20 protein-coding genes and 1 pseudogene are annotated in these 25,414 nt (G+C 55.5%); 17 read left to right on the plus strand and 4 right to left on the minus strand.

The window, feature by feature from the left end; all coding sequences use genetic code 11:
- Positions 1–5: 5 nt before the first annotated feature.
- Positions 6–1,313, minus strand: coding sequence for a sn-glycerol-3-phosphate ABC transporter substrate-binding protein UgpB (gene ugpB, locus FQ179_RS03235; protein WP_149395830.1), 1,308 nt, complete (start codon positions 1,311–1,313; stop codon positions 6–8).
- A 163-nt stretch (positions 1,314–1,476) separates the two neighbouring features.
- On the opposite strand from ugpB, the gene proC reads away from it, so the two are divergent.
- The 7 genes from proC (at position 1,477) to FQ179_RS03270 (ending at position 8,144) form a co-directional block, all read left to right on the plus strand.
- Complete coding sequence (gene proC, locus FQ179_RS03240; protein ID WP_149396884.1) at positions 1,477–2,307, plus strand: pyrroline-5-carboxylate reductase; 831 nt, start codon at positions 1,477–1,479, stop codon at positions 2,305–2,307.
- A 173-nt stretch (positions 2,308–2,480) separates the two neighbouring features.
- Complete coding sequence (locus tag FQ179_RS03245; protein ID WP_149395831.1) at positions 2,481–3,056, plus strand: VUT family protein; 576 nt, start codon at positions 2,481–2,483, stop codon at positions 3,054–3,056.
- Positions 3,057–3,295: 239 nt separating this feature from the next.
- The gene (locus FQ179_RS03250; RefSeq protein ID WP_149395832.1) at positions 3,296–4,417 is read left to right on the plus strand and encodes a high-affinity branched-chain amino acid ABC transporter substrate-binding protein; all 1,122 of its coding nucleotides are present in this window, start codon (positions 3,296–3,298) and stop codon (positions 4,415–4,417) included.
- A gap of 105 nt (positions 4,418–4,522) precedes the next feature.
- Positions 4,523–5,449: a high-affinity branched-chain amino acid ABC transporter permease LivH gene (livH, locus tag FQ179_RS03255; protein ID WP_149395833.1), complete on the plus strand. Its 927-nt coding sequence runs from the start codon at positions 4,523–4,525 to the stop codon at positions 5,447–5,449.
- Positions 5,449–6,678, plus strand: coding sequence for a high-affinity branched-chain amino acid ABC transporter permease LivM (locus FQ179_RS03260; RefSeq protein ID WP_149395834.1), 1,230 nt, complete (start codon positions 5,449–5,451; stop codon positions 6,676–6,678). The genes livH and FQ179_RS03260 overlap by 1 nt, the downstream gene beginning before the upstream one ends.
- A complete protein-coding gene (gene livG / locus FQ179_RS03265) occupies positions 6,675–7,442 on the plus strand; it encodes a high-affinity branched-chain amino acid ABC transporter ATP-binding protein LivG (protein WP_149395835.1) in 768 nt (255 codons plus the stop codon). Before FQ179_RS03260 ends, livG begins: the two co-directional genes overlap by 4 nt.
- A complete protein-coding gene (locus tag FQ179_RS03270; RefSeq protein ID WP_149395836.1) occupies positions 7,443–8,144 on the plus strand; it encodes an ABC transporter ATP-binding protein in 702 nt (233 codons plus the stop codon).
- A gap of 261 nt (positions 8,145–8,405) precedes the next feature.
- Here FQ179_RS03270 and FQ179_RS03275 read toward each other — a convergent pair whose 3' ends face one another.
- Positions 8,406–9,011, minus strand: a complete 606-nt coding sequence (locus FQ179_RS03275) for a glutathione S-transferase family protein (protein ID WP_149395837.1) — start codon at positions 9,009–9,011, stop codon at positions 8,406–8,408.
- Positions 9,012–9,323: 312 nt separating this feature from the next.
- On the minus strand, positions 9,324–11,234 hold the full coding sequence (locus FQ179_RS03280; protein WP_370459853.1) for an alpha/beta hydrolase family protein: 1,911 nt from the start codon (positions 11,232–11,234) through the stop codon (positions 9,324–9,326).
- Between the two features lie 81 nt (positions 11,235–11,315).
- On the opposite strand from FQ179_RS03280, the gene FQ179_RS03285 reads away from it, so the two are divergent.
- Positions 11,316–12,278, plus strand: a complete 963-nt coding sequence (locus FQ179_RS03285; RefSeq protein ID WP_149396886.1) for a D-2-hydroxyacid dehydrogenase — start codon at positions 11,316–11,318, stop codon at positions 12,276–12,278.
- Positions 12,279–12,476: 198 nt separating this feature from the next.
- Positions 12,477–13,634 (plus strand): glycerate kinase, encoded by a 1,158-nt coding sequence (locus FQ179_RS03290; protein ID WP_149395838.1) that lies wholly within the window; start codon positions 12,477–12,479, stop codon positions 13,632–13,634.
- Between the two features lie 108 nt (positions 13,635–13,742).
- Here the strand turns inward: FQ179_RS03290 and FQ179_RS03295 are convergent, their stop codons facing one another.
- Positions 13,743–14,702: a LysR family transcriptional regulator gene (locus tag FQ179_RS03295; protein ID WP_149395839.1), complete on the minus strand. Its 960-nt coding sequence runs from the start codon at positions 14,700–14,702 to the stop codon at positions 13,743–13,745.
- Between the two features lie 292 nt (positions 14,703–14,994).
- Here FQ179_RS03295 and FQ179_RS03300 point away from each other — a divergent pair, with 292 nt between their 5' ends.
- From FQ179_RS03300 to zwf, 8 genes and pseudogenes are all read left to right on the plus strand, one after another.
- Positions 14,995–16,542 (plus strand): CoA-acylating methylmalonate-semialdehyde dehydrogenase, encoded by a 1,548-nt coding sequence (locus FQ179_RS03300; protein ID WP_149395840.1) that lies wholly within the window; start codon positions 14,995–14,997, stop codon positions 16,540–16,542.
- 476 nt (positions 16,543–17,018) lie between these two features.
- On the plus strand, positions 17,019–18,080 hold the full coding sequence (locus FQ179_RS03305; RefSeq protein ID WP_149395841.1) for a type I glyceraldehyde-3-phosphate dehydrogenase: 1,062 nt from the start codon (positions 17,019–17,021) through the stop codon (positions 18,078–18,080).
- A gap of 42 nt (positions 18,081–18,122) precedes the next feature.
- Positions 18,123–19,520 carry a class II fumarate hydratase gene (gene fumC / locus FQ179_RS03310; RefSeq protein ID WP_149395842.1) on the plus strand — a complete coding sequence of 466 codons (1,398 nt, stop codon included), beginning with the start codon at positions 18,123–18,125 and terminating at the stop codon, positions 19,518–19,520.
- 201 nt (positions 19,521–19,721) lie between these two features.
- On the plus strand, positions 19,722–20,084 hold the full coding sequence (locus tag FQ179_RS03315) for a DUF488 domain-containing protein (RefSeq protein WP_149395843.1): 363 nt from the start codon (positions 19,722–19,724) through the stop codon (positions 20,082–20,084).
- Between the two features lie 120 nt (positions 20,085–20,204).
- Positions 20,205–21,731, plus strand: a complete 1,527-nt coding sequence (locus FQ179_RS03320) for a nodulation protein NfeD (RefSeq protein WP_255474814.1) — start codon at positions 20,205–20,207, stop codon at positions 21,729–21,731.
- Positions 21,732–21,816: 85 nt separating this feature from the next.
- A pseudogene (locus tag FQ179_RS03325) lies at positions 21,817–22,566 on the plus strand (slipin family protein); the annotation flags it as partial.
- A 387-nt stretch (positions 22,567–22,953) separates the two neighbouring features.
- Positions 22,954–23,979, plus strand: coding sequence for a phosphogluconate dehydrogenase (NAD(+)-dependent, decarboxylating) (gene gnd / locus FQ179_RS03330; RefSeq protein WP_149395844.1), 1,026 nt, complete (start codon positions 22,954–22,956; stop codon positions 23,977–23,979).
- Positions 23,976–25,397, plus strand: a complete 1,422-nt coding sequence (gene zwf / locus FQ179_RS03335; RefSeq protein WP_149395845.1) for a glucose-6-phosphate dehydrogenase — start codon at positions 23,976–23,978, stop codon at positions 25,395–25,397. The genes gnd and zwf overlap by 4 nt, the downstream gene beginning before the upstream one ends.
- Positions 25,398–25,414: the final 17 nt, after the last annotated feature.

The raw sequence follows: 25,414 nt of genomic DNA on the forward strand, positions 1-25,414 counted from the left end.
AGGGTTTATTTGACGCTTTTTTCGAAGCGCTCGAGAAGTTCGTTACCGCGGCGGGTCATGTTCTTCAGGCCGTCTTCAGGTGAAGTCTTGCCTGCGAAAATGTTTTCCATTTCGCCGTCCTCGATTTCGCGGATTTGCGGCAAATAGCCCAGACGTACGCCACGTGAGTTTGACGTAGTGGTTACGTCAAGCTCTTTGACAGCGACATCGGCACCCGGGTTTTTATCATAAAAACCAGATTCTTGCGTCAGCTTGTAGCCTGCCTTGGTAACAGGTACATAACCTGTCTTCTGGTGCCATTCGGCCGCTTTTTCGGGGCTCGAAAGAAATTTGAAGAACTTGGTGACGCCTTTATAGACTTCAGGCGACTTTTTGGCAAACACCCACAACGAAGCGCCACCGATAATGGTGTTTTGCGGTGCGCCTTTAATATCGGCGTAGTACGGCAGTGTTGAGGTGCCGAACTTGAAATTGCCGGTTTTGATGATGTTGGCACGGTTGCCACTGGAGCCCGTGAACATGCCGCACTTGCCCGAGGTAAAGAGGGCGTTGGATGCATCGCCGCGTCCGCCGTAAGTGAACGTACCTTCTTTGGACATGTTGGCCAGGAAGGTCATGTGCTTGAGGAAGGGGGGCTGTTCTAGCTCAAGGCGTGCGTCCAGGCCGCCAAAGCCGTTGTCATGCGACGCATACGGGATGTTGTGCCAGGCCGCGAAGGTTTCAAGCTGGATCCAGGAAGGCCACGATGTGGTGTAGCCGCATTCAAGGCCGGCTGCACGCAATTTTTTGCCGGCCTCTTCGACTTCGGTCCAGGTTTTTGGTGGCTTTTCAGGGTCTAGGCCTGCCTTCTGGAAGGCGTCTTTGTTGTAATAAAAGACCGGGGTCGAGCTGTTGAAAGGCATGGAAATGAGCTTGCCTTCGGGCGAAGAGTAATAACCCGCCACCGCACCGATAAAGTCGGCAGGGTTGATGGGATCACCGACTTCTTCAGACATTTCTTGCACTGGCTTGATGGCGCCCTTGGCGTACATCATGGTGGCAGTACCGACCTCGAAAACCTGCAGAACATCAGGTGCGTTACCCGCGCGGAAGGCAGCAATGCCGGCATTCATGGACTCGCCATAAGAACCTTTGTAAACCGCATTAATGACGTAATCAGGCTGGCTTTTATTGAACTCGTCCACCAGTTCTTTGACACGGTCGCCCAGGGCTCCTTCCATGGAATGCCAAAAATTGATGTCGGTGGCGGCTTGAGCGCTTCCCATGCTGGCAATAATGCCGGCAAGAGACAGCGCAAATAACTTTGCTCGCATAATTGATTTATCTCCAGAGTTATCCTGCCTAGCAGGCTGCAGGCAGGTTGGTGTGAAGTTTATGACCCGTTTGTTGCACGGGCGTGACTGTAACGATAACCGACGGAGGTCGTCAATGCCTATAGACAACCGTAATTTCCAGAAAATCGTACAATGTGGCGCTATGGCAAATGAACTTTCTCTCGCTTTTATCGGCGGCGGCAACATGGCTGGCGCTCTGGCTTCAGGCCTGATCGGCAAACGCTGTGGCGCGCACGACGTGCATATTATTGATCCCGATGCGTCGGCGCGCGAACGCTGGGCGCGACAGGGGGTATCGGTGGCCGAAGCGCCCGGCTCCGAATTGTCAGCGCTGAAGGTATGGGTTTTTGCCGTCAAACCGCAAGTGCTTAAAGATGTGGTCATGCTTTGCCGGCCATTTTTGCAGCCGGATACGCTGGTAATTAGCATTGCTGCAGGTATTTCGGCCCACACGCTGGCCGGTTGGCTGGGCGAAGACGAGGCTGCTTTTACAAGGCTTGTGCGCTGCATGCCCAACACCCCCGCGCTGATAGGCTGTGGTGCCAGTGGTCTGATGGCGCTAGATGGGGTAACTGAACAAGATCGCATGGTTGCGCAACAAATGTTGGGTGCCGTGGGTGAAGTTGTATGGGTCGACACTGACGCGCAGATTGACGCGGTAACCGCTTTGTCTGGCAGTGGCCCGGCCTATGTGTTTTTGTTTCTTGAGTCGTTGATACGTGGTGGCATTGAGCAAGGCCTTACACAGGAGCAGGCACGCACACTGGCGTTTGCCACAGTACGTGGTGCCACTGAGCTGGCTGCGCTCTCGCACGAAAGCCTGGCAACCTTGCGTGAGCGGGTTACATCAAAAGGTGGGACTACGGCGGCGGCACTACAGGTGTTTGAAAACGGCGACTTTGCAGAGCTGGTCGGCAAAGCGATGCGTGCTGCCGGTGATCGGGCGGCTGAGCTTTCCCGTGAGTTTTCCTGATTTCTCATTGCTGATAATCGATCGGTCTGGCTTTTATTTTGATACCAACTCGCTGCATGTTTTTCTGACTACTGGGTAGGCATTGTGCAGTCAGTCAGCCAAGTTACTGCTAAATGCAGCGCTTGCGCCCGGGCAGATCACCGGGCACTAAACCTATTTTTGATATTTATATTATGAGTCGCCAGCCTACCGTTTCGTTTGTCCCGATGAACTCATGGCAGTTTTTGCTTGCCGTCATGACTATGGGTGCCATTGTCGTCGGCTCCAATATCCTGGTGCAGTATCCCATTAACCGGTGGCTGACCTGGGGCGCACTGTCGTATCCCATTGCCTTCCTGGTGGCAGACCTGCTAAACCGGCGCTTTGGTGCTGCAGCAGCCCGCAGGGTTGCTTACATAGGGTTTTTGGTGGCGCTGGTTGTGTCGGTGTGGTTAGCGACCCCACGCATCGCTCTGGCGTCCGGCCTGGCGTTTCTGTGTGCACAGCTTACCGACATTTATGTGTTTGACCGGCTGCGCAATCAACGCTGGTGGCGTGCGCCGTTTCTGGGTGGTGTCGCCGGCGCCACGCTTGATACGTTTGTCTTTTTCAGTGTGGCGTTTGCGGGCACTGCCGTGCCGTGGGTTTCGTTGTTGGCGGGTGATCTGGCGGTAAAACTCGTCATTAATGCGATCATGCTGGCGCCGTTCAGGGCCTTGATGTGGAATCTTGCACGTCCAGCCTTGCCGGGCGCAGAAGAGGCGCGATAGGTGGCATGGCAGGGTGGCGCATGCGCTGCCATAGGCTAAATAATCTCGCCGAGGGGTGTTTAATCAACGAGAGGCGGGGCGTCGTAAGGGCTTATCCGTAGTGACACTTGTTTCAAGCATCGTCAGAATACGCATGCCGTTACATGGCGGAAGCTAATAACAATGGCTTGCCGTACTTTATGCGAACCCCGATCCGGGCTTGGCAATACGGCAGGCTCTACAGGAGACTTGAGGTCATCATGATGTTTACCAAGCGAGTAACCCCCCTCGTCGTGGCACTGTGTGCCATGGCTTTCGCCAGCGGTGCCAGCGCAGCCGAAACGCTTAAAATCGGCATTCCTCAACCCATGACGGGGCCGGCTACGCAGTACGGCGACCAGATTCAGGCAGGCGCACTCACCGCGATTGACGCCATGAATGCGGCAGGTGGCATCAAGGGCATGCAAATCGAGCCTCTACTGATTGACGACGGCTGCGAACCCAAACAAGCCGTGCCGGCTGCCAACCGTGTGATCAACGCTGGGGCCAAGTTTGCGATTGCCCATGCGTGCTCCGGCACGACGGTTCCAGCAGTCAATGTGTATGAGCAGGAAGGTATTGTGGCGATCACTCCGGGAGCCACCTCGCCGCTGGTGACTGACACCATCAAACCGCACTATTTTTTCCGCACCATTGGGCGTGACGACCAGCAGGGGCCTTTTGCAGCTGACTATATCGTCAAGCAACTCAAGCCTCAAACTGTTGCGATTTTGCATGACAAACAGACATATGGGTCGGGCGTTGCATCACAGGTACGTGACAGTCTGAAAAAATCGGGCACAAATGTGGCGTTGTTCGAAGGTATTAATGTTGGTGACAGCGATTACTCTGCCGTCATCACCAAGCTCAAGTCGCTTAACGCCGATTTGATCTATTTTGGCGGCTATCACGCCGAGCTGGGTCTGCTGTTGCGCCAGGCACGTGAGCAGGGCATGACCACGCAGTTCATGGGGCCGGAAGGGGTTGCCAATAAAGACTTGGTGGCGATTGCCGGGCCGGCCGTCGGTGGTCTGCTGGTAACCTTGCCTGCCGACTTTACCAAGCTTCCCGGCAATGAGCAGGTGCTTGCGAACTTCAAGAAATTCAATCGTAGCCCTGATGGGGCCTTTACGCTCACTGCCTATGCGGCCATGCAGATACTGGCTGACAGTATCAATGCCGTTGGCGCTGACCCCGAAAAAGTTGCTGACTACATGCACAGCCATGCGTTTGACACCGCCATTGGTAAGGTCGAGTACGACGAGAAGGGCGACCTGAAACAGTTTGAATTTGCCGTGTACAAGTGGGACGGCCAAGGTAATCTGGAGCAGCTTGGCAAGTAAGCACAAGCCTGCAAATACCGGCTGGCGCGCCCGGCCGGTGTTTATGTTTTAAATGGGCACGTCAGCCTGCATCACCGCTAGGCCGCCTTCCGGAATCTCCGATATATGTCTGAACTTATCCCTGAATTAACCCAACAGTTCTTCAATGGGCTGTCGCTGGGTGCCATTTATGCATTAATCGCCATCGGTTACACCATGGTGTATGGCATCGTTGGCATGATTAACTTTGCACATGGCGAGGTGTACATGATCGGCGCCTATGTCGGCCTGGTTACGTTGTCGGCCATTGGTGTTAACAGTGGCCTGCCGCTGCCATTAATCATATTAGCCATGCTGGTTGTCGCCGTGGCGGTCACGTCGGCTTACGGGTATGCCATCGAGAAGGTGGCCTATGCGCCGCTGCGCGGCGGTCCGCGGCTGGTGCCTCTGATTTCCGCCATCGGCATGTCCATATTCTTGCAGAACTGGGTAGCTATTGGCCAGGGTGCACGTGATATGGCGGTGCCTGCACTGGTAACGGGGTCGGTGCAGTTCACACTTGGATCAGACTTTGAAGTGACGGCACCTTATTCACGCATCATGATTATTGTGGTTACCGTACTGCTTATGATTGCGTTGTCGCTGTTCATCAAGTATTCACGAATTGGCCGCGCGTCGCGCGCATGCTCGCAAGATTTGCGCATGGCAAACCTGTTGGGCATAGACACCAACAAGATTATTTCCTTCACCTTTGTGATCGGCGCGATGCTGGCCGCCGTCGGTGGCGTGCTGATCGCCCTGGCCATTGGCAAGCTCAACCCCTTTATCGGGTTTTTGGCCGGCATTAAGGCATTTACGGCAGCCGTGCTTGGTGGCATAGGCAGCATCCCTGGTGCCATGCTGGGTGGCGTATTGCTGGGTCTGGCCGAGACGTTTGCGGCGGCGTACATCTCGTCTCAGTACAAAGATATTGTTGCCTTTGGCCTGCTGGTTCTGATTTTGCTCTTCAGGCCTTCCGGCCTGCTTGGTAAACCCGAAGTGGAAAAAGTGTAATGGGTAGCCACATCAAGAATGCGCTGTTTGCGGCCGTAATGGCTGGAGTCATTATTGCACCCGTATTTGGCGTACAAATCGTACGTGTGGGCATGGAAACTGCCCTTGAGACCGAATGGGGTTACGTGCTGTGGGGCATGGCCATTGTCTTTGTGTTCCAGTTGTTGGTCAGGCCCGCACTGGGTCGTTTGCTGGGAGGTACGAAAACTCGACGCCAATTGCCGGCCATGTCAGAACCCGTGCGGCGCGGTCTAATTTTTCTGCTGATTGCCATCGCGTTAATCTGGCCGTTTTTTACGGGTCGCGCTCAGGTCGATATTGCAACACTGGTGCTCATTTACGTTATGTTGGGCCTGGGGCTTAATATTGTTGTGGGCTTTGCCGGGTTACTGGATCTGGGCTTTGTGGGCTTTTACGCGGTAGGCGCCTATACCTACGCCTTGCTTTATCACTGGGCGGGTTGGGGGTTCTGGCAAGCCTTGCCACTGGCGGGTGCCATGTCGGCGCTTTTTGGGTTTTTGCTTGGCTTTCCCGTGCTTCGGTTGCGCGGTGACTACCTTGCGATCGTCACGCTGGGCTTTGGCGAAATCATTCGCCTGTTGCTGATCAACCTGTACTCACTGACGGGTGGTCCCGATGGTATTTCGGGCATACCCAAACCATCGGTATTTGGCTATCCCATGCTGCGTCGTGCGCCTGAAGGCGTGACCACTTTCCACGAGCTGGTGGGCTGGAATTACAGTACGCAGGATGTCATTGTGTTTCTTTACCTAATGGCGCTTGCACTGGCACTCATAACGCTGTTTGTGTCTAACCGGGTCATACGCATGCCCATAGGCCGAGCCTGGGAAGCTTTGCGTGAAGATGAGATCGCGTGCCGCTCTTTGGGGTTAAATCCTACTCGCATTAAATTGTCGGCTTTTACCATGGGTGCCATGTTTGCCGGCTTTGGTGGGGCGTTTTTTGCTGCCCGGCAAGGCTTGGTCAACCCCGAGTCGTTTACCTTTATTGAGTCGGCCCTGATTCTCGCCATTGTGGTGTTAGGGGGCATGGGGTCACAGGTTGGCGTCATTCTGGCGGCCATCGTGCTTACCGTTGTGCCTGAGATCGCGCGAGAATTTGCGGAGTACCGGATGCTGATTTTTGGTTTGGTGATGGTGTTGATGATGATGTGGCGTCCGCAGGGGCTGCTTCCTGTCAAACGTCCACATGTGGAGCTCAAGGCATGAGCGATGTACTTCTTGAGGTTTCACAGCTGACCATGCGGTTTGGCGGCCTTCTGGCCGTAGACCAGGTTGCATTTGAAGTAAGGCGCGATGAGGTTTTCGCCATTATCGGCCCCAACGGGGCAGGGAAAACCACCGTGTTTAACTGCGTGGGTGGGTTTTATAAACCCACGAGTGGTGACATTGTCATGGATGGCAAACGCATCACGGGCATGCCCAGCCACAAGGTGGCGCAGCAGGGGCTGGTACGTACTTTTCAAAACGTGCGGCTATTCAAAAACCTGACGGTACTTGAAAACCTGCTGGTGGCCCAGCACACGCATATTGAAACCAGCCTGCTCCGGGGTTTACTGAAGACGCGCGGGTATCGCCGCTCTGAAGACGAGGCGCTTGAAAATGCCGGGCGCTGGCTCGATTTTATGAACATACGCGAGTACGCCAACCGTGAGGCAGGAAACCTTGCTTACGGACACCAGCGTCGCCTCGAGATCGCGCGGTGCATGATCACCAAGCCACGCCTGCTTATGCTTGATGAACCGGCGGCTGGCTTAAACCCCCAAGAAAAGCGCGATCTTTCATCATTGATCGACCAGTTGCGACGCGAGTTCGGTGTTGCGGTGCTCCTTATCGAGCATGACATGAGCCTGGTTATGGGCATATCCGATCGCATTCTGGTCATGGAGCACGGCAAGCCCATTACCACCGATCTGCCTGAAGTTGTGCGGGCCGACCCCCGTGTCATCAAAGCCTATCTGGGGGAAGAATAAGTGCTCAAGCTTGAAAATATCGATACTTTCTATGGCGCCATTCAGGCTTTGAATGACGTGTCGGTTGAGGTTAATAAAGGCGAAATTGTTACGCTAATCGGGGCCAACGGTGCTGGCAAGACAACCTTGCTCATGACTGTGTGCGGCTCACCAAGGGCAAGCCGGGGCACGATTACGTTTAAGGGCGACGATATTACCCAGAGTGACACGCACACGATTATGCGGCGTGGTATTGCCATTTCACCCGAGGGGCGACGTGTTTTTCCTGATCTGACAGTGTCGGAAAACCTGAAAATGGGCGGGTTTTTTCTGAAATCGCGAGAAGTTGAAGCCGGGCTGGAGCATGTTTATGAGCTGTTTCCGCGTCTGCGCGAGCGTGCCAATCAGCGTGCCGGCACGATGTCGGGTGGCGAACAGCAGATGCTTGCGATAGGCCGGGCGCTAATGACCAAGCCTGACCTGCTGCTGCTCGATGAGCCTACGCTGGGGCTGGCTCCGCTGATTATTGCGCAAATTTTCGACATTATTCGTACCATTCGCGAAGAAGGTGTGACGGTTTTTCTGGTGGAGCAAAACGCCAATAAGGCGCTTCAGGTGGCAGATCGCGGTTATGTGCTCGAGACCGGGCGGGTGGTGTTGGCCGATACGGGTGCCAACCTGCTGGTCAACGATGAGGTGCGCAAGGCGTATCTTGGCGCGTAGGCCGTAGCGCGTACAGCATAGGTCTGGGGCGGCGAGATGTAGGCTTGCCGCCGTGCTGTCTTGGCTTTATGCATTGCACGCAAAATCTGGCTGTTTCGAACAAATAGCGTGAGCACGACGTCGGTCGTGCCAAAGACTCGTAACATTGCCTTATGGCAACCTTGTATCTCAGCTATTTCAGCTCGGTTGCCAGAACCGTGCGGGGTTGAGCAGTGTTATCCGTTCATGAAGGCGGAAGCCTGGCCTCTCCCGCCAAGTTTCTTAGCTCAGACCTTGTGCTGTCAAGGCTGCCTGGACGCCAGGATCGGCTTCCATGCGCGTGTAAAAGGCCTCAAGGTTTTTGCTGCCCACATTTACGTCCTTGGCCTTGGCCCAACGCAATAGTGTGTACAAATAAGGGTCAACAATAGATCTGGCACCCGCTATCCACACATTGCCTTCCAGTTGCTTTTCAATAATATCGAAAATATGCGTAAGCTTAATGGCTGAGTTTTTATAAAGCTCTTCCTGGCTGGCCTCGTCGGACACCAATGCGGCTGCGCCAAAAATATTGGTAAACGTGCGATGAATGTCAGAATTGCACAGGCCCAGCCAACGTCGTACTTCAGCGCGGTCACGGATGTTGTCTGGCATGAGGCCTGACTCGGGGTTAAGCTCGGCCAGGTACTCAAGAATCGCAGCACTCTGGGTTAGTGTGAAATCGCCATCTTCGAGCACAGGCACCGACCCCATGGGGTTTTTCGCCAGGTACTCAGCTTGTTTGATTTCGTCGCGGCCCACTTTAATGGCCTCGTACGGTTTACCTATCCACTCAAGGGTAATGTGCGATGCCAGAGGGCAGGCACCAGGCAGGTAGTAAAGCTTCATTTGTAAACTCCGGGAGAAACCGGTTTTAAAGCCGGGTAAATAAGCGCAGATTTTTGCTGCGCGACGAATACTGACTTAGCGTAAACATATAGAGCAGGCCCACTATTGATGATAGGGGGGGTCTGCAAACCGTACAGATTTTGAGACGGTGTAATTATGGGTATGGACATGAACCCGGCGTAGGTCGTGCAGAGGTCGAGAAGCGGGCGTGAAAGTGTCGTGAAGCAGCGGTGCTGCACGACCCGGATTCGGGAAGCAATAACGCTGTACCCAGGCCGTGGTCTAACGCAGCAAGACGTTGCAATCACTTTCTTACGTGCTGGCCGGCTTGAGATGTTGCGCCAGAAAAGCCTCCATGCGCGCATAAAATTCAAACTTGTTCTCGTCGTTGTGAAAGCCATGGCCTTCATTGTCTTTCACCATGTACTCGACTTCTACGCCACGTGCACGCAGTGCATCAACCATCTGATCACTTTCGTTTTTATTGACACGCGGGTCGTGGGCGCCCTGGGCAATAAACAGTGGCGTACGGATTTTGTCGGCGTTTAAGGCGGGGGAGGTGGCCTCAAGGCGTTGGCGGTCTTTCTCGGGGTCGCCCACCATGCAATGCATTTTGGTCAGCATTGGCTTCCAGTAGGGTGGAATGGTCGTGAGGAAGGTGAGCAGATTGGATACCCCAACATAATCGACCGCAGCAGCGTAAAGATCGGGTGTGGAGACGATACCCGCCAGTGTGGCATAGCCCCCGTAGCTGCCGCCGTAGATGGCGATACGTGACGGATCAGCAATGCCCTGGCCGATAAGCCACTGTACCCCGTCAGTGATATCGTCTTGCATGCTCAACCCCCACTGCCCGAAGCTGGCTTCCCAGAATTTGCGACCGTAACCCGTAGAACCGCGGTAATTAATTTGCAATACCGCATAGCCTCGGTTGGCCATAAATTGCACCTCTGGGTTAAAGCCCCAGCTGTCGCGTACCCACGGGCCGCCGTGCGGGTTAATGATGCAGGGCAAGCCTTGGGCTTCACGCCCCACTGGCAAGGTGAGGTAGCCATGAATAGTCAGACCATCGCGTGACTGAAACTTAATGGGTTGCATGGTCGCCATGTCATGCTCGGGCAGTGCCGGGTTGATATCAGCCAGTTTATCGAGGGTGTTGAGCCCCGTGTCATAGATATAGCGGCTGCCGGGGCTGCGGTCGTTGTAGGCGGCAACGATGTACTTGTTCTCGTCGCGGGTTTCGCTTTGCAAGGCCACTTCATAGCCTGGTAGCTTTTCACGGATACGCGCAAAGCGCTGGGCGGTCAGCTCGTCAAAAAAATGATACTGAGGCTTGTCAGTTTGGTAACTGACCATGGTAAGCACCTGGCGCTGGTGCGAATAGCCGGCGCCGTCGAGGTCATAGCCCTGTACCTCAAAAACCATGCGTTCTTCATCGGGTTTGGCGGGATCGATGATGACTAATGCGACGTTGTCGCGCCCGCGGTTGCTGAATGCATACAGCTCACGGTTGTCAGGCGTGAAAAACTCGGGGTAGATGGAGGTGCGGAAATCAGCCTTGATCAGTTCACGAAAAGGTTCTGATTCAGTATCGCGATACAACACCACCGTGTCCAGCCCATCGCTGGCCAGAGCGGCACGCACCTGGCCCATGTGATCGGTTTGCCATCCCACCACATTACCTGGGTTTTCGGCCACCAGGGTGAGTTCACCACTATGTACGTTGGCGCGATAAACATCGAATACTTCGGCGTTACGCTGGTTGTGGCTGATGAGTACGTGCTGGGGGTCGTCGACCAGGTCATCCTGGATACTGGCGCGCACGCCCGGAAACGGCGTAAGGTCAGTGACTTGCCCGGTGTGCACATCGACGGCCAGCACATGAAAGTTCTCGTCGCCGTTGAAATCTTTTTCATAAATAACAACGTCGGAACCCTTCCAGAAATACTGCGCAATGTCGCGCTCGGTTTCCTGTGTGAGTTGACGTGGCTGGCCTGTGGGCTTGCTGCCTTCAAGTGGCTGCACGAACACGTTCATGCGGGCTGGCTTGCCGTCTATACTGGCCGGTTCCATGAAGCCGAGCAAGGCACCATTGTCTGCAAGACGAAAGTAGCCCCGCGCGGGGTTGCGGAAGAAATCTTCAATCGCATAGTGTTTTGGCGGCATGTGTGTCTGGCCTTTTTGGTTGCGCGCCATGGTATGGCACTTGATGAATGCAAGAATCACATTACTATATCGCCAGATGACCTCAATTACGAAAAGAGGCAATATGAACTACAAGGAGATCTTATGACTGGGGGCAATATGCAGGTGGTGTTTCTCGACCGTGAAACAATATCGCCGCAAACAACGCTACGTTCGCCGTCATTTGCGCATGAGCTTAAAGTATACGGGCGCACCAGCCGCGAGCAGGCCCCGGAGCGTATCGCTGATGCCGATGTTGTCATCCTCAACAAGGTAAAGCTGGACCGGGCGGCAATTGAAGCTGCACCTAAGCTCAAGATGATTGCCCTTGCCGCAACCGGCACTGACAATATCGATCTTGAAGCCTGTGCAGACAAAGGTATTGTCGTTTCCAACATACGCGGTTATGCCACGCGCACTGTGCCTGAGCATACGTTTGCGCTCATTTTTGCGCTGCGTCGCAGTATTGTGGCTTACAGCGAGTCGGTTAAGGCGGGGCGGTGGCAAGAGGCGCAACAGTTCTGCTATTTTGATTACCCCATCAAAGATCTGGCAGGTTCTACCCTGGGTATTGTGGGTGAAGGCGCATTGGGTCAGGCGGTGGCAGGCATAGGTCGCGCTTTGGGCATGCGGGTATTGTTTGCGGCGCGCAAAGGCCGCAACGATCAGGGCAGCTTGTACACGCCCTTTGATAAATTTCTAAAACAAAGCGACATCATTACGCTGCATTGCCCGCTCACCGAACAAACGCGTGGCCTGATCGGGGCTGAAGAGTTCGCACGTATGAAGCGTAAGCCTCTGCTGGTTAATACCGCACGGGGCGGCTTGGTCGATGAAGCGGCACTGGTCGATGCCATGCGTTCAGGGCAGCTTGGAGGCGCCGGCTTTGATGTCACCACGCCTGAGCCGCCCGAGAAAGACCACCCGTTAATGCAGTTGCTTGATATGCCCAATTTTATTCTTACGCCCCATGTGGCTTGGGCAAGCCAGGAGGCAATTCAGTTTCTGGCTGATCAGCTGATCGACAATGTCGACGCGTTTCAACGTGGTGAGCCGCGCAATGTGGTCACGCCTCGGCGCTGACAGCCGTGTTGCACGCTGGTAAGCATTGATAGACAGTGCACTTCATACGGATGGTGGCGGTGTGCCTTTAAAGTTGGCACTCCGCCGTCCCAGGTGGTGGTACTTGCCGCTCTACGTGGTGGTACTTGCCGCCCTACGTGCTGGCAATGACGTACTGACCACATGCTTTTTTAATCGACTTTTTCACACAGGAACATCATGCGCATTATCATCGCCCCAGATTCATTCAAAGAGAGCCTGAGTGCGCGGGCGGTGGCTGAGGCCATGGCGGCGGGCATCCGGGACGCGATGCCGCAGGCGCAGACTGTTTGTGTGCCCATGGCTGATGGCGGAGAAGGTTCGCTCGAGGCCGTGCTGGCTGCCACCGGTGGCGAGCAGCGTACCTTGACTGTGCTCAACGCCAATGGTCAGAAACATCAGGCGAGCTGGGGCTGGTTGGGCGATGGCAAGGCATTTATTGAGATGGCAGCCGCAGCAGGGCTGGAGCAAATTCCAGAGACAGAACGCCGGCCCTTGCAAGCCAGCAGTTATGGGGTAGGGCAGCTCATCAAAGATGCGGTTGAGGCGGGTGCGGTGCATATTGCGGTTGGTCTCGGCGGCAGCGCCACTAATGACGGCGGGGCGGGGCTGCTGCAAGCCTTGGGCGCTCACTTGTTTGATGCACAAGGCAATGAACTGCCTGCGGGCGGCGCGGCGCTGAGCCAGTTGGCGCGCGTTTGTCTTGATGAGGTGGATCCGCGCATGAAGCAAGTGCGCTTTGATATTGCGGTCGACGTCGACAACCCGTTGTGCGGGCCGCGTGGCGCTTCCGCCATATTCGGGCCGCAAAAGGGGGCCTCTGCGCAAGACGTTCAGGTTCTTGATCAGGCGTTGGGGCATTTTGCCGACGTGTGCGCCCGGCAGTTTGAAAAAGACGAGCGAAATCTGCCCGGTATGGGTGCGGCGGGAGGGCTTGGGTTTGCCATCAAAACATGTTTTGACGCAGACTTTAGACCCGGGGTGGAGCTGATTGCCGAGCTTTCCTGCCTTGCGCAAGCCATGGAGGGTGCCGATCTGGTGTTTACCGGCGAAGGGAAAATGGATGCCCAGACCGTGCTTGGAAAAACGCCAGTCGGGGTGGCACGTGTGGCCGCCAGGCAGGGGATACCTGTTATCGCGCTTGTGGGTGCGCTGGGTGAAGGCTACGAAGAGGTTTACGCGGCAGGCATTACTGCCGCTTTTAGCCTGACGCCAGGCCCTATCACACTGCAGCAGGCTTGCGAGCAGGGTGCGGGCTATCTGCGACAGCGCGCGCGTGACTGCATGCGGGTGTGGCTGGCAGCCAGTGCCCGATCGGGGAGCGGTACAGCAGGCTGACCCGGTGTTTTAGTGTGCGCCGCCGAGTTTGTGGGGCGGCACGTGCGCAGACTAGCTAATAAGTTTGCGGCGAGGTACGTGCGTAGACCAATCAGTAAGTCTGCCCCATCAAGCCTGCGGCGTGGCGCTGGTGTGTGCATCTGAATGCAAGTGTTCTTTCAGATAGTCTACAAAAACACGTACGGCACGAGGCACGTGTGCGCTGTATGGCCGGATGGCATAAATGGCTTCACCAAACGCGCCTACAGGCTTCCAGGCTGGCAATAGCAGAATCAGCCGCCCTGCCATAACGTCTTCCTGAGCAGAAAAATCAGGCAATATGGCAATGCCCTGCCCGTCGAGTGCCACCTGGCGCAAGGCCTCGCTATTGTTGGCGCTGAAGTTGCCTCGGATGGCGACGCTGTGGCGCTCGCCCTTGCGGCCGGCTCGTTCAAAGCTCCACGCCGGCGAAGCGGCCGAACGTAAATAGTAAAGACAATTGTGCCCGGTGAGGGCGTCAGGATGGCGAGGTTTGCCATGTAGCTGCAGATAGGAAGGCGAGGCGACCAGCAGGCTGGTAGACGGTCTAAGCAGCCAGGCCACATGTGTTTCGGGCACGCTGCTGGTATGCCTAATTGCCAGGTCAAAGCCTTCTTGCGCCAGCGAGCTAAGGTGGTCTGACATTTCAATTTCTACCCGCACTTGTGAAAATGCTTCCAGAAAGCCACTGATGAGCGGCATTATTTTCTGTCGGCCTAACGCTACGGGGGCGGTTACGCGCACGACGCCCTGTGGGGTGTCAGCCAGATCGCGAATGCTGTCAAACCCCTGTTCGATGTGCGCAAAGGCGTTGCGGGTCTTGTCGACCAAAGCCTGGCCGGCTTCGGTCAGCCGAACGCTGCGTGTTGTGCGGCGTACCAGGGCGACGCCTGAGGCTTGTTCTAGCTCATTAATACGCAGGCTGACAGCAGCTTTGCTGACACCCAGACGCCGGGCCGCCGCCGTATAGCTGCCCGCGTCCTCCAGAATGCTGAGCCAATAGATGTGCGACCACATTAACTCTTTTGTGTGTTTGTGTTCGGTCAACATAGAGGCTCCCAGAGTGATAAATGGCGGTAACTAAATTCGCCTGCCGGTTTCAGTGCGGCCTGGCGATACGATGGAACCGATTGCCGTGTACATGACGATGGCGCGTGCCATTAGCCATGTGGCTATTAAGCAACGAGCAGGCCGTCAGAGCCCATGGCATCTTCGACGCAGCAAAAGGTTGAAGATTACACTGTTTATTATATTAAACAATGAATCCAGTTTTTCGATCTTGTTGTATGGGCTGGAGCTTTCTATACTTTCTGCATAGTCCAACCATAACGGAGCTCCTTTCATGAAAGATCAGGTTTCTACGGATACGCTGGCTGCACAGCCGCGTTATACCGACAGCAGCGATATCGTCAACTTTATTAATGGCGAACTAGCTGCCAGCCGCAGCGAGCGCAAACAAGATGTTTTTAACCCGTCTACCGGCGAGGTCGCCCGCAAGGTTGTGCTGTCGACAGCCGAAGACCTGAATGCGGCCGTCGCTGCGGCCAAGGCCGCTGCACCCGCGTGGGCAGATACGCCGCCGGTACGGCGTGCAAGAATCATGAATCGCTTTCTGGCGCTCATGGCCGAGCACACCGATGAGATGGCCGCCATGATTAGCGCAGAGCACGGCAAGGTGTTTACCGATGCTCAGGGCGAAATTGCGCGCGGCATGGATGTGGTTGAATTTGCCTGCGGCATTCCTCAGCTGTTAAAGGGTGACTACACCGAACAGATCGCCAATGGCATTGACAACTGGACTATGCGCCAGCCTTTGGGCGTCGTGGCTGGTATTACGCCGTTTAACTTTCCTGTCATGGTGCCGTGCTGGATGTTCCCCATGGCTATTGCGTCCGGCAACGCGTTTATTCTCAAGCCCAGCGAGCGTGATCCAAGCGCATCGCTGTTGATGGCGCGCCTGCTTAAAGAGGCAGGTTTGCCTGATGGGGTGTTTAGCGTGGTGCAAGGCGACAAGGTGGTTGTCGATGCCATTCTTGAGCACGAAGACATTGCTGCGGTCAGTTTTGTGGGCTCCACGCCTATTGCTCAGTATATTTACGAGCGTGGTGCACATTTTGGCAAACGCGTGCAGGCATTGGGCGGTGCTAAAAACCACATGATTGTCATGCCCGACTGCGATATCGAGCGCACTGTCGATGCATTGGTGGGTGCTGCCTACGGTTCGGCCGGTGAGCGTTGCATGGCTATTTCGGTTGCCGTACTGGTGGGTTCGGCCGGAGAGAAAATCCTGCCATTGCTGATTGAGCGCACTAAAACACTGAAGATTAAAGATGGCATGCATCTTGATGCAGAGATGGGTCCGGTTGTGACCAAAGAGGCGCTGGAGCGCATTGAGAACTACATTGCAATTGGCGTGGAGCAGGGTGCCGAACTGCTGGTGGATGGTCGTGGCTTTAAAGCGGAAGGGCATGAAAACGGCTTTTACACGGGCGGCACGCTGTTCGACAAAGTAACGCCCGAAATGCGCATCTATAAGGAAGAAATTTTTGGCCCCGTGCTTGCCTGCGTGCATGTTAACGATCTGGGTGAAGCAGTTGACCTGGTCAACGCGCATGAGTTTGGCAACGGGGTGTCGTGCTTTACCAGTGATGGTCACACTGCCCGCGAGTTTGCCCGCCGTATCCAGGTGGGCATGGTGGGCGTTAACGTGCCCATTCCTGTACCGATGGCATGGCACGGTTTCGGCGGCTGGAAGCGCAGTCTGTTTGGCGACACCCACGCCTATGGCGAAGAGGGCGTGCGCTTTTACACCAAGCAAAAATCCATCATGCAGCGCTGGCCTGAGAACATCGAGAAGGGCAACGAGTTTGTGATGCCAACACACGGCTAAACGTCGCCGCGTCTGGTTAAGCAGCCCTGTCAGTCTTGAGCTGACAGGATTTTTTTATAACGCGAGGCGACCGACTTTGTCGTACTGCTGCCCTGCCCGTGCTGTCGCTGTCGCCGTGTCCTTGCAACGCCCCATACCGGGCGTGTATTGCAATCGACTTCGTCGTCCTGCGGTTCCGCCTGTGCTGTTGCCATCGCCGCGCTTTTGCAGCGGTCTGTATCGGGGCCTGTATCGCGACTGACTTCGTCGTTCAGCTGCTGTGCCGTTCTGTCGCTATTGCAATGCCTTTGCAGCGGCCTCTATCAAGGCCTGTAATGTGGCTAGCGAGCGATTTGGTTCTGCCCCATGGTCCGCTGCTTCACGTCTTAAATTGTGTTCGGCCTATATCCACGTGGCGCGCATGGGGATATCAATGCGTCAGTCCTGGCTGCGTAGTAAAGTGATGCATAATTAACCCGCCTTTCCGAGAGTTACCGATGACCCGTCCTTTACGCCTTGCGATCAATGGTTATGGTCGCATTGGCCGCTGCGTACTGCGTGCGCTCCATGAGTCGCCGCACCGGGATGCCTTTGAGGTGGTCGCCATCAACGAGCCCGCCGCTGACCTGCCCACCATCGCTTACCTGACCCAATTTGATTCCACGCATGGCGCGTTTCGCGGCAAAATCGATCACGAAGGAGACAACCTGATCGTCGATGGTCGGCCCATTGCCGTCATTCACGCCAGCGACCCGTTGCAGGCCGGCTGGGAGCGCTTCGATGCAGACCTGCTACTGGAGTGTTCTGGCCGCTTTGGTTCACGCGATCAGTTGCAGCTTTTTCTACAGGCCGGCTTTAAGCGTGTACTGGTGTCGCAGCCCGGAAACAGCGCACGTGATGTTGATTACACCGTGGTCTATGGCATTAACGATAGCGGGCTAACAGGAAGCGAGCGCATTGTGTCCAACGCTTCGTGCACCACAAACGCCGTCGTGCCGGTGCTTGATGCGCTGCATGGCGCTTTTGGTATACGGCATGCCTTTCTTACCACCTTGCACTCGGTTATGAACGATCAGCCACTCATTGATGGCTACCACCATGCTGATTTGCGGCGCACCAGGTCGGCGCTGCAATCGTTGATTCCTGTGGAAACAGGGTTGGCGCAGGGCGTTGAACGCCTGCTGCCTCAGTTGGCAGGCAAGGTGCAGGCCAAGGCAGTTCGTGTGCCTATTCTCAACGTATCGGCCATTGATTTAATGGTGCAGCTGGGGCGTGACGTGCAGGTTGATGAACTCAACGCAGCGCTTCGTGGCTTAAGCGAGAAGCTTCCGGGCGTTATTGCGTATTCACATCACCCCCATGCGTCCATCGATTTCAATCATGATCCACATTCAGCCATTATCGATGGCAGTCAAACCCGCACCAATGGTGACGGTTTCGCCAACCTTTTCATCTGGTTCGATAACGAATGGGGGTTTGCCAACCGCATGCTGGACGTCGCCTGTACCTGGTCGCGCCGCTTTACTGATGAGGCGCGCGCCGACATTGCAGGCGTATAGTTAATAGCGTGTAACGCACTTGAACCTAGTAGGAGAACACATATGGCAGACACCCGTATCGAAACCGATTCCATGGGGGAAATCGCGGTTCCGGGCAATCATTACTGGGGAGCGCAAACTCAGCGTTCGATTGATAATTTTCCTATTGGTGTTTCGCGGTTCAAGTGGCAGCCTCCCGTTATCTCGGCACTGGGCATATTGAAGAAGGCGGCTGCCCAGGCCAATGCCGAATTGGGTGAACTGCCTGCCGAGATTGCCGACCTCATCGGCTGGGCTGCCGATGAGGTTATCGAAGGAAAGCTTAACGGCGAGTTTCCACTCGTGGTGTTTCAGACCGGCTCCGGAACGCAGTCAAACATGAATGCCAACGAAGTTATTTCAAACCGGGCCATTGAGCTGGCGGGCGGTAACATAGGCAGCAAAAAGCCTGTACACCCCAACGATCATGTTAATCGCGGGCAGTCGTCCAATGACACGTTTCCGACCGCCATGCATATTGCCGTAGCGCAACAGTTGCAGCAGCATCTTTTCCCGTCAGTAGGCAAGCTGCGCGCTACGCTCGCGGCCAAGGCCGAGGCGTATGCCGATATTGTCAAAACCGGGCGTACACATCTGCAGGACGCCACACCCATTACGCTGGGGCAAGAAATCGGTGCCTGGGTTGCTCAGATTGATTTCGCACTTGATGCCGTGCAGGCTAATTTGCCGGGGGTGTATGACCTTGCCATTGGCGGCACGGCCGTGGGCACTGGGCTCAATGCGCACCCAAAGTTTGGTGAAACCGCAGCCAGGCATATCGCCGAGATAACGGGTTTGCCATTTCGATCTGCCGACAACAAATTTTTTGCATTGTCAGCGCATGATGCGCTGGTTAACCTTTCAGCATCGCTGCGTACGCTTGCCGGTGCGCTTATGAAAATAGCCAATGATGTGCGTTGGCTGGCCAGCGGCCCGCGCTGCGGCATAGGTGAGTTGATTATCCCTGAAAACGAACCAGGTTCCTCCATTATGCCCGGCAAGGTCAACCCCACCCAATGCGAAGCCATGACCATGGTGTGCGCACAGGTGTTCGGCAACGACGCAACCGTGGCATTTGCGGGCAGTCAGGGTAATTTTCAGCTAAACGTCTACAAGCCCGTTATTGTGCATAACGTGCTTGAGAGTATCGAATTGCTGGGCGATTCATGCCTGGCGTTCAACGATCATTGCGCGGTGGGCATTGAGCCCAATCGTGAGGTCATCGCGGCTAACCTTGATAAAAACCTTATGCTGGTAACGGCGCTCAACCGCCACATAGGCTATGACAAGGCGGCAGCCATTGCCAAAAAGGCCCACAAAGAGAAGAGCACGCTGCGCGCTGCGGCGCTCGCGCTTGGTTATGTCACCGATGAGCAGTACGATCAATGGATACGCCCGATTGATATGACTCATCCAGGTTAATGGGTTATTGGCTACCCGCTAGGGGCTGATTCTTGGGCAGCACAGGTCTCTAATGGGTATCGGCTTGTGCTGCACATTTTCCTGTCTGTCCGCTGCGGCAATACGTTCAGGCCCGTTCACGTGTGCTGGGCTGCCTGGTCTGGCGGCACATGGGCTGTTGCAGTGTCGTGTTCAGGGTGTACCTGAATCAGGAGGTATAGCATGGCCAAACATGTCTTGATCAAACGCGTCTACGATAAACAAGAACCTTCCGATGGGTATCGTGTGCTGGTCGACCGTCTTTGGCCGCGCGGCGTCAGAAAAGATGAGCTTCAGCACGACGCCTGGGTCAAAGATCTTGCACCCAGCTCTTCGCTGCGCAAATGGTTTGGTCACAAACCTGAGAACTGGGAGAAGTTTCGCGAAAGCTATGAAGAAGAATTGCGTGAAGCCAGCCAGGTGGCACGCATGCGTGCACTTGTTGACGAGGCGGGTCGCAAGCGCATGACATTGGTGTATTCGGCTAAAGACACCGATCACAATCAGGCGGTGGTGCTGGCTGAGGTGCTTGACCGACTATACTGAAGAACCAATGCGCAGTGTGCTCCGCGCCAGAACGGCGCTACCAGCGCATGCGTTTTGTCAGTTGCAAGCAACCGGTATGACGTGGATCTGCCGGTCGATAGCTAACCGAGAGAGGCCAACATGAGCAAGGCACGATTGTTAGGGTTCGCCTGCTGCTTGCTGGCGGGCATGGCCGTCTGGCTTGCTCAGCCGCACACAGAATCCGGCATGTCTGTTCCTTTCGTTGCTGACGCCTTCGCCGCCACCCAACCTGCAGACGCTGCCGCCGGCAAGCCTGAAAATATGCCTGCTCCGCAATCCGGCACATCTAAGCCTGAACAGGCGGCTGATTCCTCTGCGGCTCGGCCTGCGGCCAAGACATTGTCCAATCATGTGACCGTGCTGCGGGTTGCCGGAACCATTAATCCGGCCACCGCAGATTTCATTACCGAAGGTCTTGATCAGGCACGAGACCAGGGCGCGGGCCTGGTTGTTATCGAGCTTGATACCCCGGGCGGTCTGGATACGTCGATGCGCAGCATTGTTCGCGGCATTCTGGCTTCTCCTGTGCCCGTGGTGGGCTTTGTCAGCCCTGGTGGTGCCCGGGCCGCCAGTGCCGGTGCATTCATACTTTATGCATGTCATGTTGCGGCCATGACGCCAGCAAGCAATCTGGGTGCCGCGTCGCCCGTGTCCATCGGTATGTCGGGTGGGGAAGGCGCCGGCGATAGCAAAGGCGCTGATAAAAAATCGGAAGGTGACACGATGACGCGCAAGGTCACCAATGATGCCGCGGCCTACATTCGAAGCCTGGCTCAACTGCGTGGCCGTAACGTTGATTTTGCCGAAAAAGCAGTTGTTGAAGCAATCAGCATGTCTTCTGCCGAAGCGCTGAAGGATGGCGTCATTGACCTGGTGGCCAACAATGTGCCTGATCTGCTCAGCAAGCTTGACGGGCGTCGTATCAAACTGGACGACGGCACGGTGGTGGCGCTGAACACCGCAAACCCGGTCATTGAACATATTGAACCTGACTGGCGTACTCAGTTTTTGACGCTTATTGCCAACCCCCAAGTTGCGGTCATGCTGATGATGGTGGGCATTTATGGGCTGTTTTTCGAGATTCTCAGCCCGGGTGCCACGTTGCCTGGGGTGGCGGGGCTAATTAGCCTGCTGCTGGGCATGTATGCCTTCCAGTTAATGCCGGTTAGTTGGTCGGGTGTGGGGCTGATGGCGGCAGGCACTACGATGATGATTGCCGAGGTCTTCTTGCCCAGCTTTGGCGCCTTGGGCATTGGCGGCATCATCGCATTTGTACTGGGTGGGCTGATGCTGACTAACACGGGTATCCAAGCCTATGATTTGTCACTGCCATTTGTTGTTGGGGTTGCCGTGTCGAGCGCGGCGCTTATTTTTATCGCCGGTGGTTTTGCCTTGCGCTCGCGCCGACGCGCAGTGGTTACGGGTAAAGAGCAAATGGTGGGCAGCGAGGGCGTTGTTACTTTTTTGAGTAATGGCACGCAATATGCTGACATTAGAGGCGAAAGCTGGCAGGTGCGCGGCGACCGCCCTTTCGCTGTGGGTGAGCGGGTGCGTGTCAAGGCGATCAACGGGCTGGTTCTGCAGGTTGTAAGCGTGGACAGCGCGACAATCTGCCCTACGCGATAAGTGCTATGAAGTACGTGGGGAGTGTGGCCTTGTGGGCTGTCATTCCATGCCAGCGCCGAAAGGCAATGAAATGGGGGTTAGCATGATGTTTATCAGCAGTTTCAATATCTTTCTTGGCACTGTCATTATCATCGTATTGCTGGTGGTGCTTAATGCGATCAAGATCTTGCGCGAGTATGAACGCGGCGTTGTGTTCTCACTGGGCCGTTTTACCAGTGTCAAGGGCCCAGGCATTATCTTTGTGATACCTGTCATTCAACAGGTAGTGCGTGTGGATTTGCGTGTTATTACCATGGATGTGCCCAGTCAGGACGTGATCTCGCGTGACAACGTATCGGTCCAGGTAAATGCGGTGCTTTATTTCAGGGTGGTTGCCCCAGAAAAAGCCATTATCCAGGTTGAACGTTATCTCGAAGCGACCAGTCAGTTGGCCCAGACTACGCTGCGGGCTGTGCTTGGCAAGCATGAGCTGGACGAAATGCTGTCCGAGCGCGAAAAGCTTAATGCAGATGTGCAGCAGATACTTGACGCGCAAACTGACTCTTGGGGCATCAAGGTCACCAATGTCGAAATCAAGCATATTGACCTGAACGAGAATATGATTCGTGCCATTGCGCGCCAGGCCGAGGCCGAACGCGAGCGGCGCGCCAAGGTTATTCATGCCGAGGGCGAAAGACAGGCTGCCCAGGCACTGATGGAGGCCGCTGCAATATTGGCGATACAGCCTTCAGCCATGCAGTTGCGCTATTTGCAGACCTTGACCCAGGTGGCAGGTGATAAAAGCTCGACACTGGTGTTTCCGATTCCCGTTGATCTATTGTCGACATTGGTTGGAAAGAGCGTGGCGGGCGGTATGCCGGGCATGCAAGGCTCGCCAAGTATGTCTGGTGTATCGGGTATGGCTGGTACACCAACAGGAGTGCCGGGCACTTCGAATGTGCCCGGCACAGCTAGTATGCCCAGCACGCCAAGTATGCCAGATAGCACGAGTTCGTCAGGGGCTTCTGGTGCGCCGGATACGTCTGGTACCAAACATGTTCCGCCAGGCTTGGGCGAGGTGTAAACCGCGCGGGGCCTCAACGCCGATACAAAGGGCGAAGGACTCACTCGGCTGGTTATAAAGGCCTCACAGGCCCGCAACAATGAATCAATGGCTTTGCCGCACAGCAATGAACAGCGGTGAAGGCGAGGCGAAATTTTTACCTATTTTTGGAGCAAGATTATGCAATTAGGGATGGTGGGTCTGGGTCGCATGGGCAGTAATATGGTGCAGCGTCTGTTGCGCAAAGGGCAAGACTGCGCAGTCTATGACACACATCCCGATGCAGGACGAGCGCTGGCCGAGCAGGGTGCTGTGGCCTGCGACACCTTGCCCGATCTGGTTGCAGCGCTGGCCCGCCCCAGGGCTATCTGGCTCATGGTGCCTGCAGCTGTGGTCGACAAAGTACTGGATGAATTGGTGCCTTTGCTTGAAAAGGACGATATCGTGATCGATGGCGGCAACTCGCATTATCACGATGACATTCGAAGGGCAGATGCGCTGGCAGACACGGGCATACATTATATGGATGTCGGTACCAGTGGCGGTGTGTTTGGCATGGAGCGCGGCTATTGCCTGATGATAGGGGGCGACAAGGCTGCGTTTGATCGACTTGAACCCGTGTTTTCTGCGCTTGCGCCAGGCGCCGACGCCGCAACTCGCACGCCAGGTCGTCTCGAATCGAGCAGCGCCGAACAAGGTTACCTGCATTGCGGCCCACATGGTGCGGGTCATTTTGTCAAAATGGTGCACAACGGCATTGAGTACGGAATAATGGCGGCGTATGCCGAGGGCCTTAACATGTTGCGCCAAGCCAATATCGGGTTGCGACAGCGCGACACTGATGCCGAAACCACACCCTTACGCGACCCGCGACATTTTCAGTACGAGATGGATGTGCCCGAAATTACCGAGTTGTGGCGGCGTGGCAGTGTCATCGGCTCTTGGCTGCTCGATTTGACGGCCTCTGCACTGAGCGGTGATCCATCGCTGGACCATTATTCAGGTCATGTGTCAGATTCAGGCGAAGGGCGCTGGGCATTGACCGCTGCCATTGAACAAGGCGTGCCGGCTCCAGTACTGAGTGCAGCACTATTTTCCCGCTTTGAATCGCGCGGCAATGCCGACTACGCCAACCGCGTGCTTTCTGCCATGCGCCATCAGTTTGGTGGCCATGTAGAAAAAACACCTGGAGATAACAAACCATGACTTCTGAGTCCGTCATACCGCATGCGGACGCGCTGGTGGTATTTGGTATTACTGGCGATCTTGCGCATAAAAAAATCTTTCCGGCGCTGTACTCCATGACACAGGCGGGTACTTTGCAAGTTCCCGTTGTAGGTGTGGCATCATCTTCGCTCACGACTAACCAATTGGACGAGCGCATACGACAGAGCGTTACTGAGGCGGTGGCCAAGCCAGACGCCAGTGTGCTCGATCGGCTAGTTTCTCTGGTCACTTACGTAGATGGCGATTATCGCGACGCAGCCACGTTTCAGCGGCTCAAGCAGGCTTTGGGCAAGGCAGTCAGGCCCGCTCATTATCTGGCCATTCCCCCTTCGCTGTTTGCCACGGTGATCAAGGCGCTTGATGAAGCAGGGCTGGCAAAACAGGCTCGCGTCATTGTTGAAAAGCCATTTGGGCGCGACCTCGAGTCGGCGCGTGAGCTTGACCGACTTTCACGCTCGGTGTTTCCGGACGAAGCTATATTTCGTATTGATCACTTCTTGGGTAAGGAAGCGATCATGAATATTCTGTATTTTCGCTTTGCCAATACATTTCTCGAGCCCATCTGGAATCATCACCACATCGATAGCGTGCAGATTACGCTGGCTGAAAATTTTGGGGTGGGAGATCGGGGTGCATTTTACGAAAGCGCAGGTTGCCTGCGTGATGTAATTCAAAACCATCTGTTCCAGATTGTAGCGTTGTTGGCTATGGAGCCGCCTTCACGTGCGGGTTATGCGGCCGTTCAAACAGAAAAGGCCAAGGTCTTCCAGGCGATGCGGCCGCTGTTACCGGACGATTTGGTGCGGGGGCAATACAAGGGCTATCGACACGAGCCCAAGGTGGCGCCCGACTCTGATGTAGAAACGTTTTGCGCACTTCGACTGTTTATTGACTCATGGCGATGGTCAGGCGTGCCGTGGTTTTTGCGCTCGGGTAAGTATCTGGCCACCAATGTGGCAGAGGTTTTGGTCAGACTGAAAACACCGCCTCAGAAGCTATTCGATGATGTAGGCGAAGACGCCAATTACGTCCGTTTTCGGATTTCGCCGCGATCGGCTGTGGCGCTTGCGGCACGGGTGAAGCTCCCCGGCAAGGAGTTTGTCGGAGAACAGCGTGAGCTGTACCTGCTAGATGTCGACCCTCATGAAGAATCACCGTATTCACGTTTGCTTTCTGACGCGATAGCAGGCGAGCGCGCACTCTTTACCAGTGCGCAGGCCATAGAGGCCGCGTGGGCGGCGGTCGACCCGGTATTGCGTGACCATAAACAGGCAGTACCGTACGCACGCGGCAGTTGGGGGCCGCCACAGGCTGACAAGCTAATGGCTGACCATGGAGGTTGGCGCGACCCTCGACCCGAGCCAGACCTCTGCGGCCCCGGGGCAGCTGCAATCTAAGGCTTTCAATCTTGGTT

The sequence above is a fragment of the Pusillimonas sp. ANT_WB101 genome (genome assembly GCF_008369125.1).
Lineage (GTDB): Bacteria > Pseudomonadota > Gammaproteobacteria > Burkholderiales > Burkholderiaceae_B > Allopusillimonas.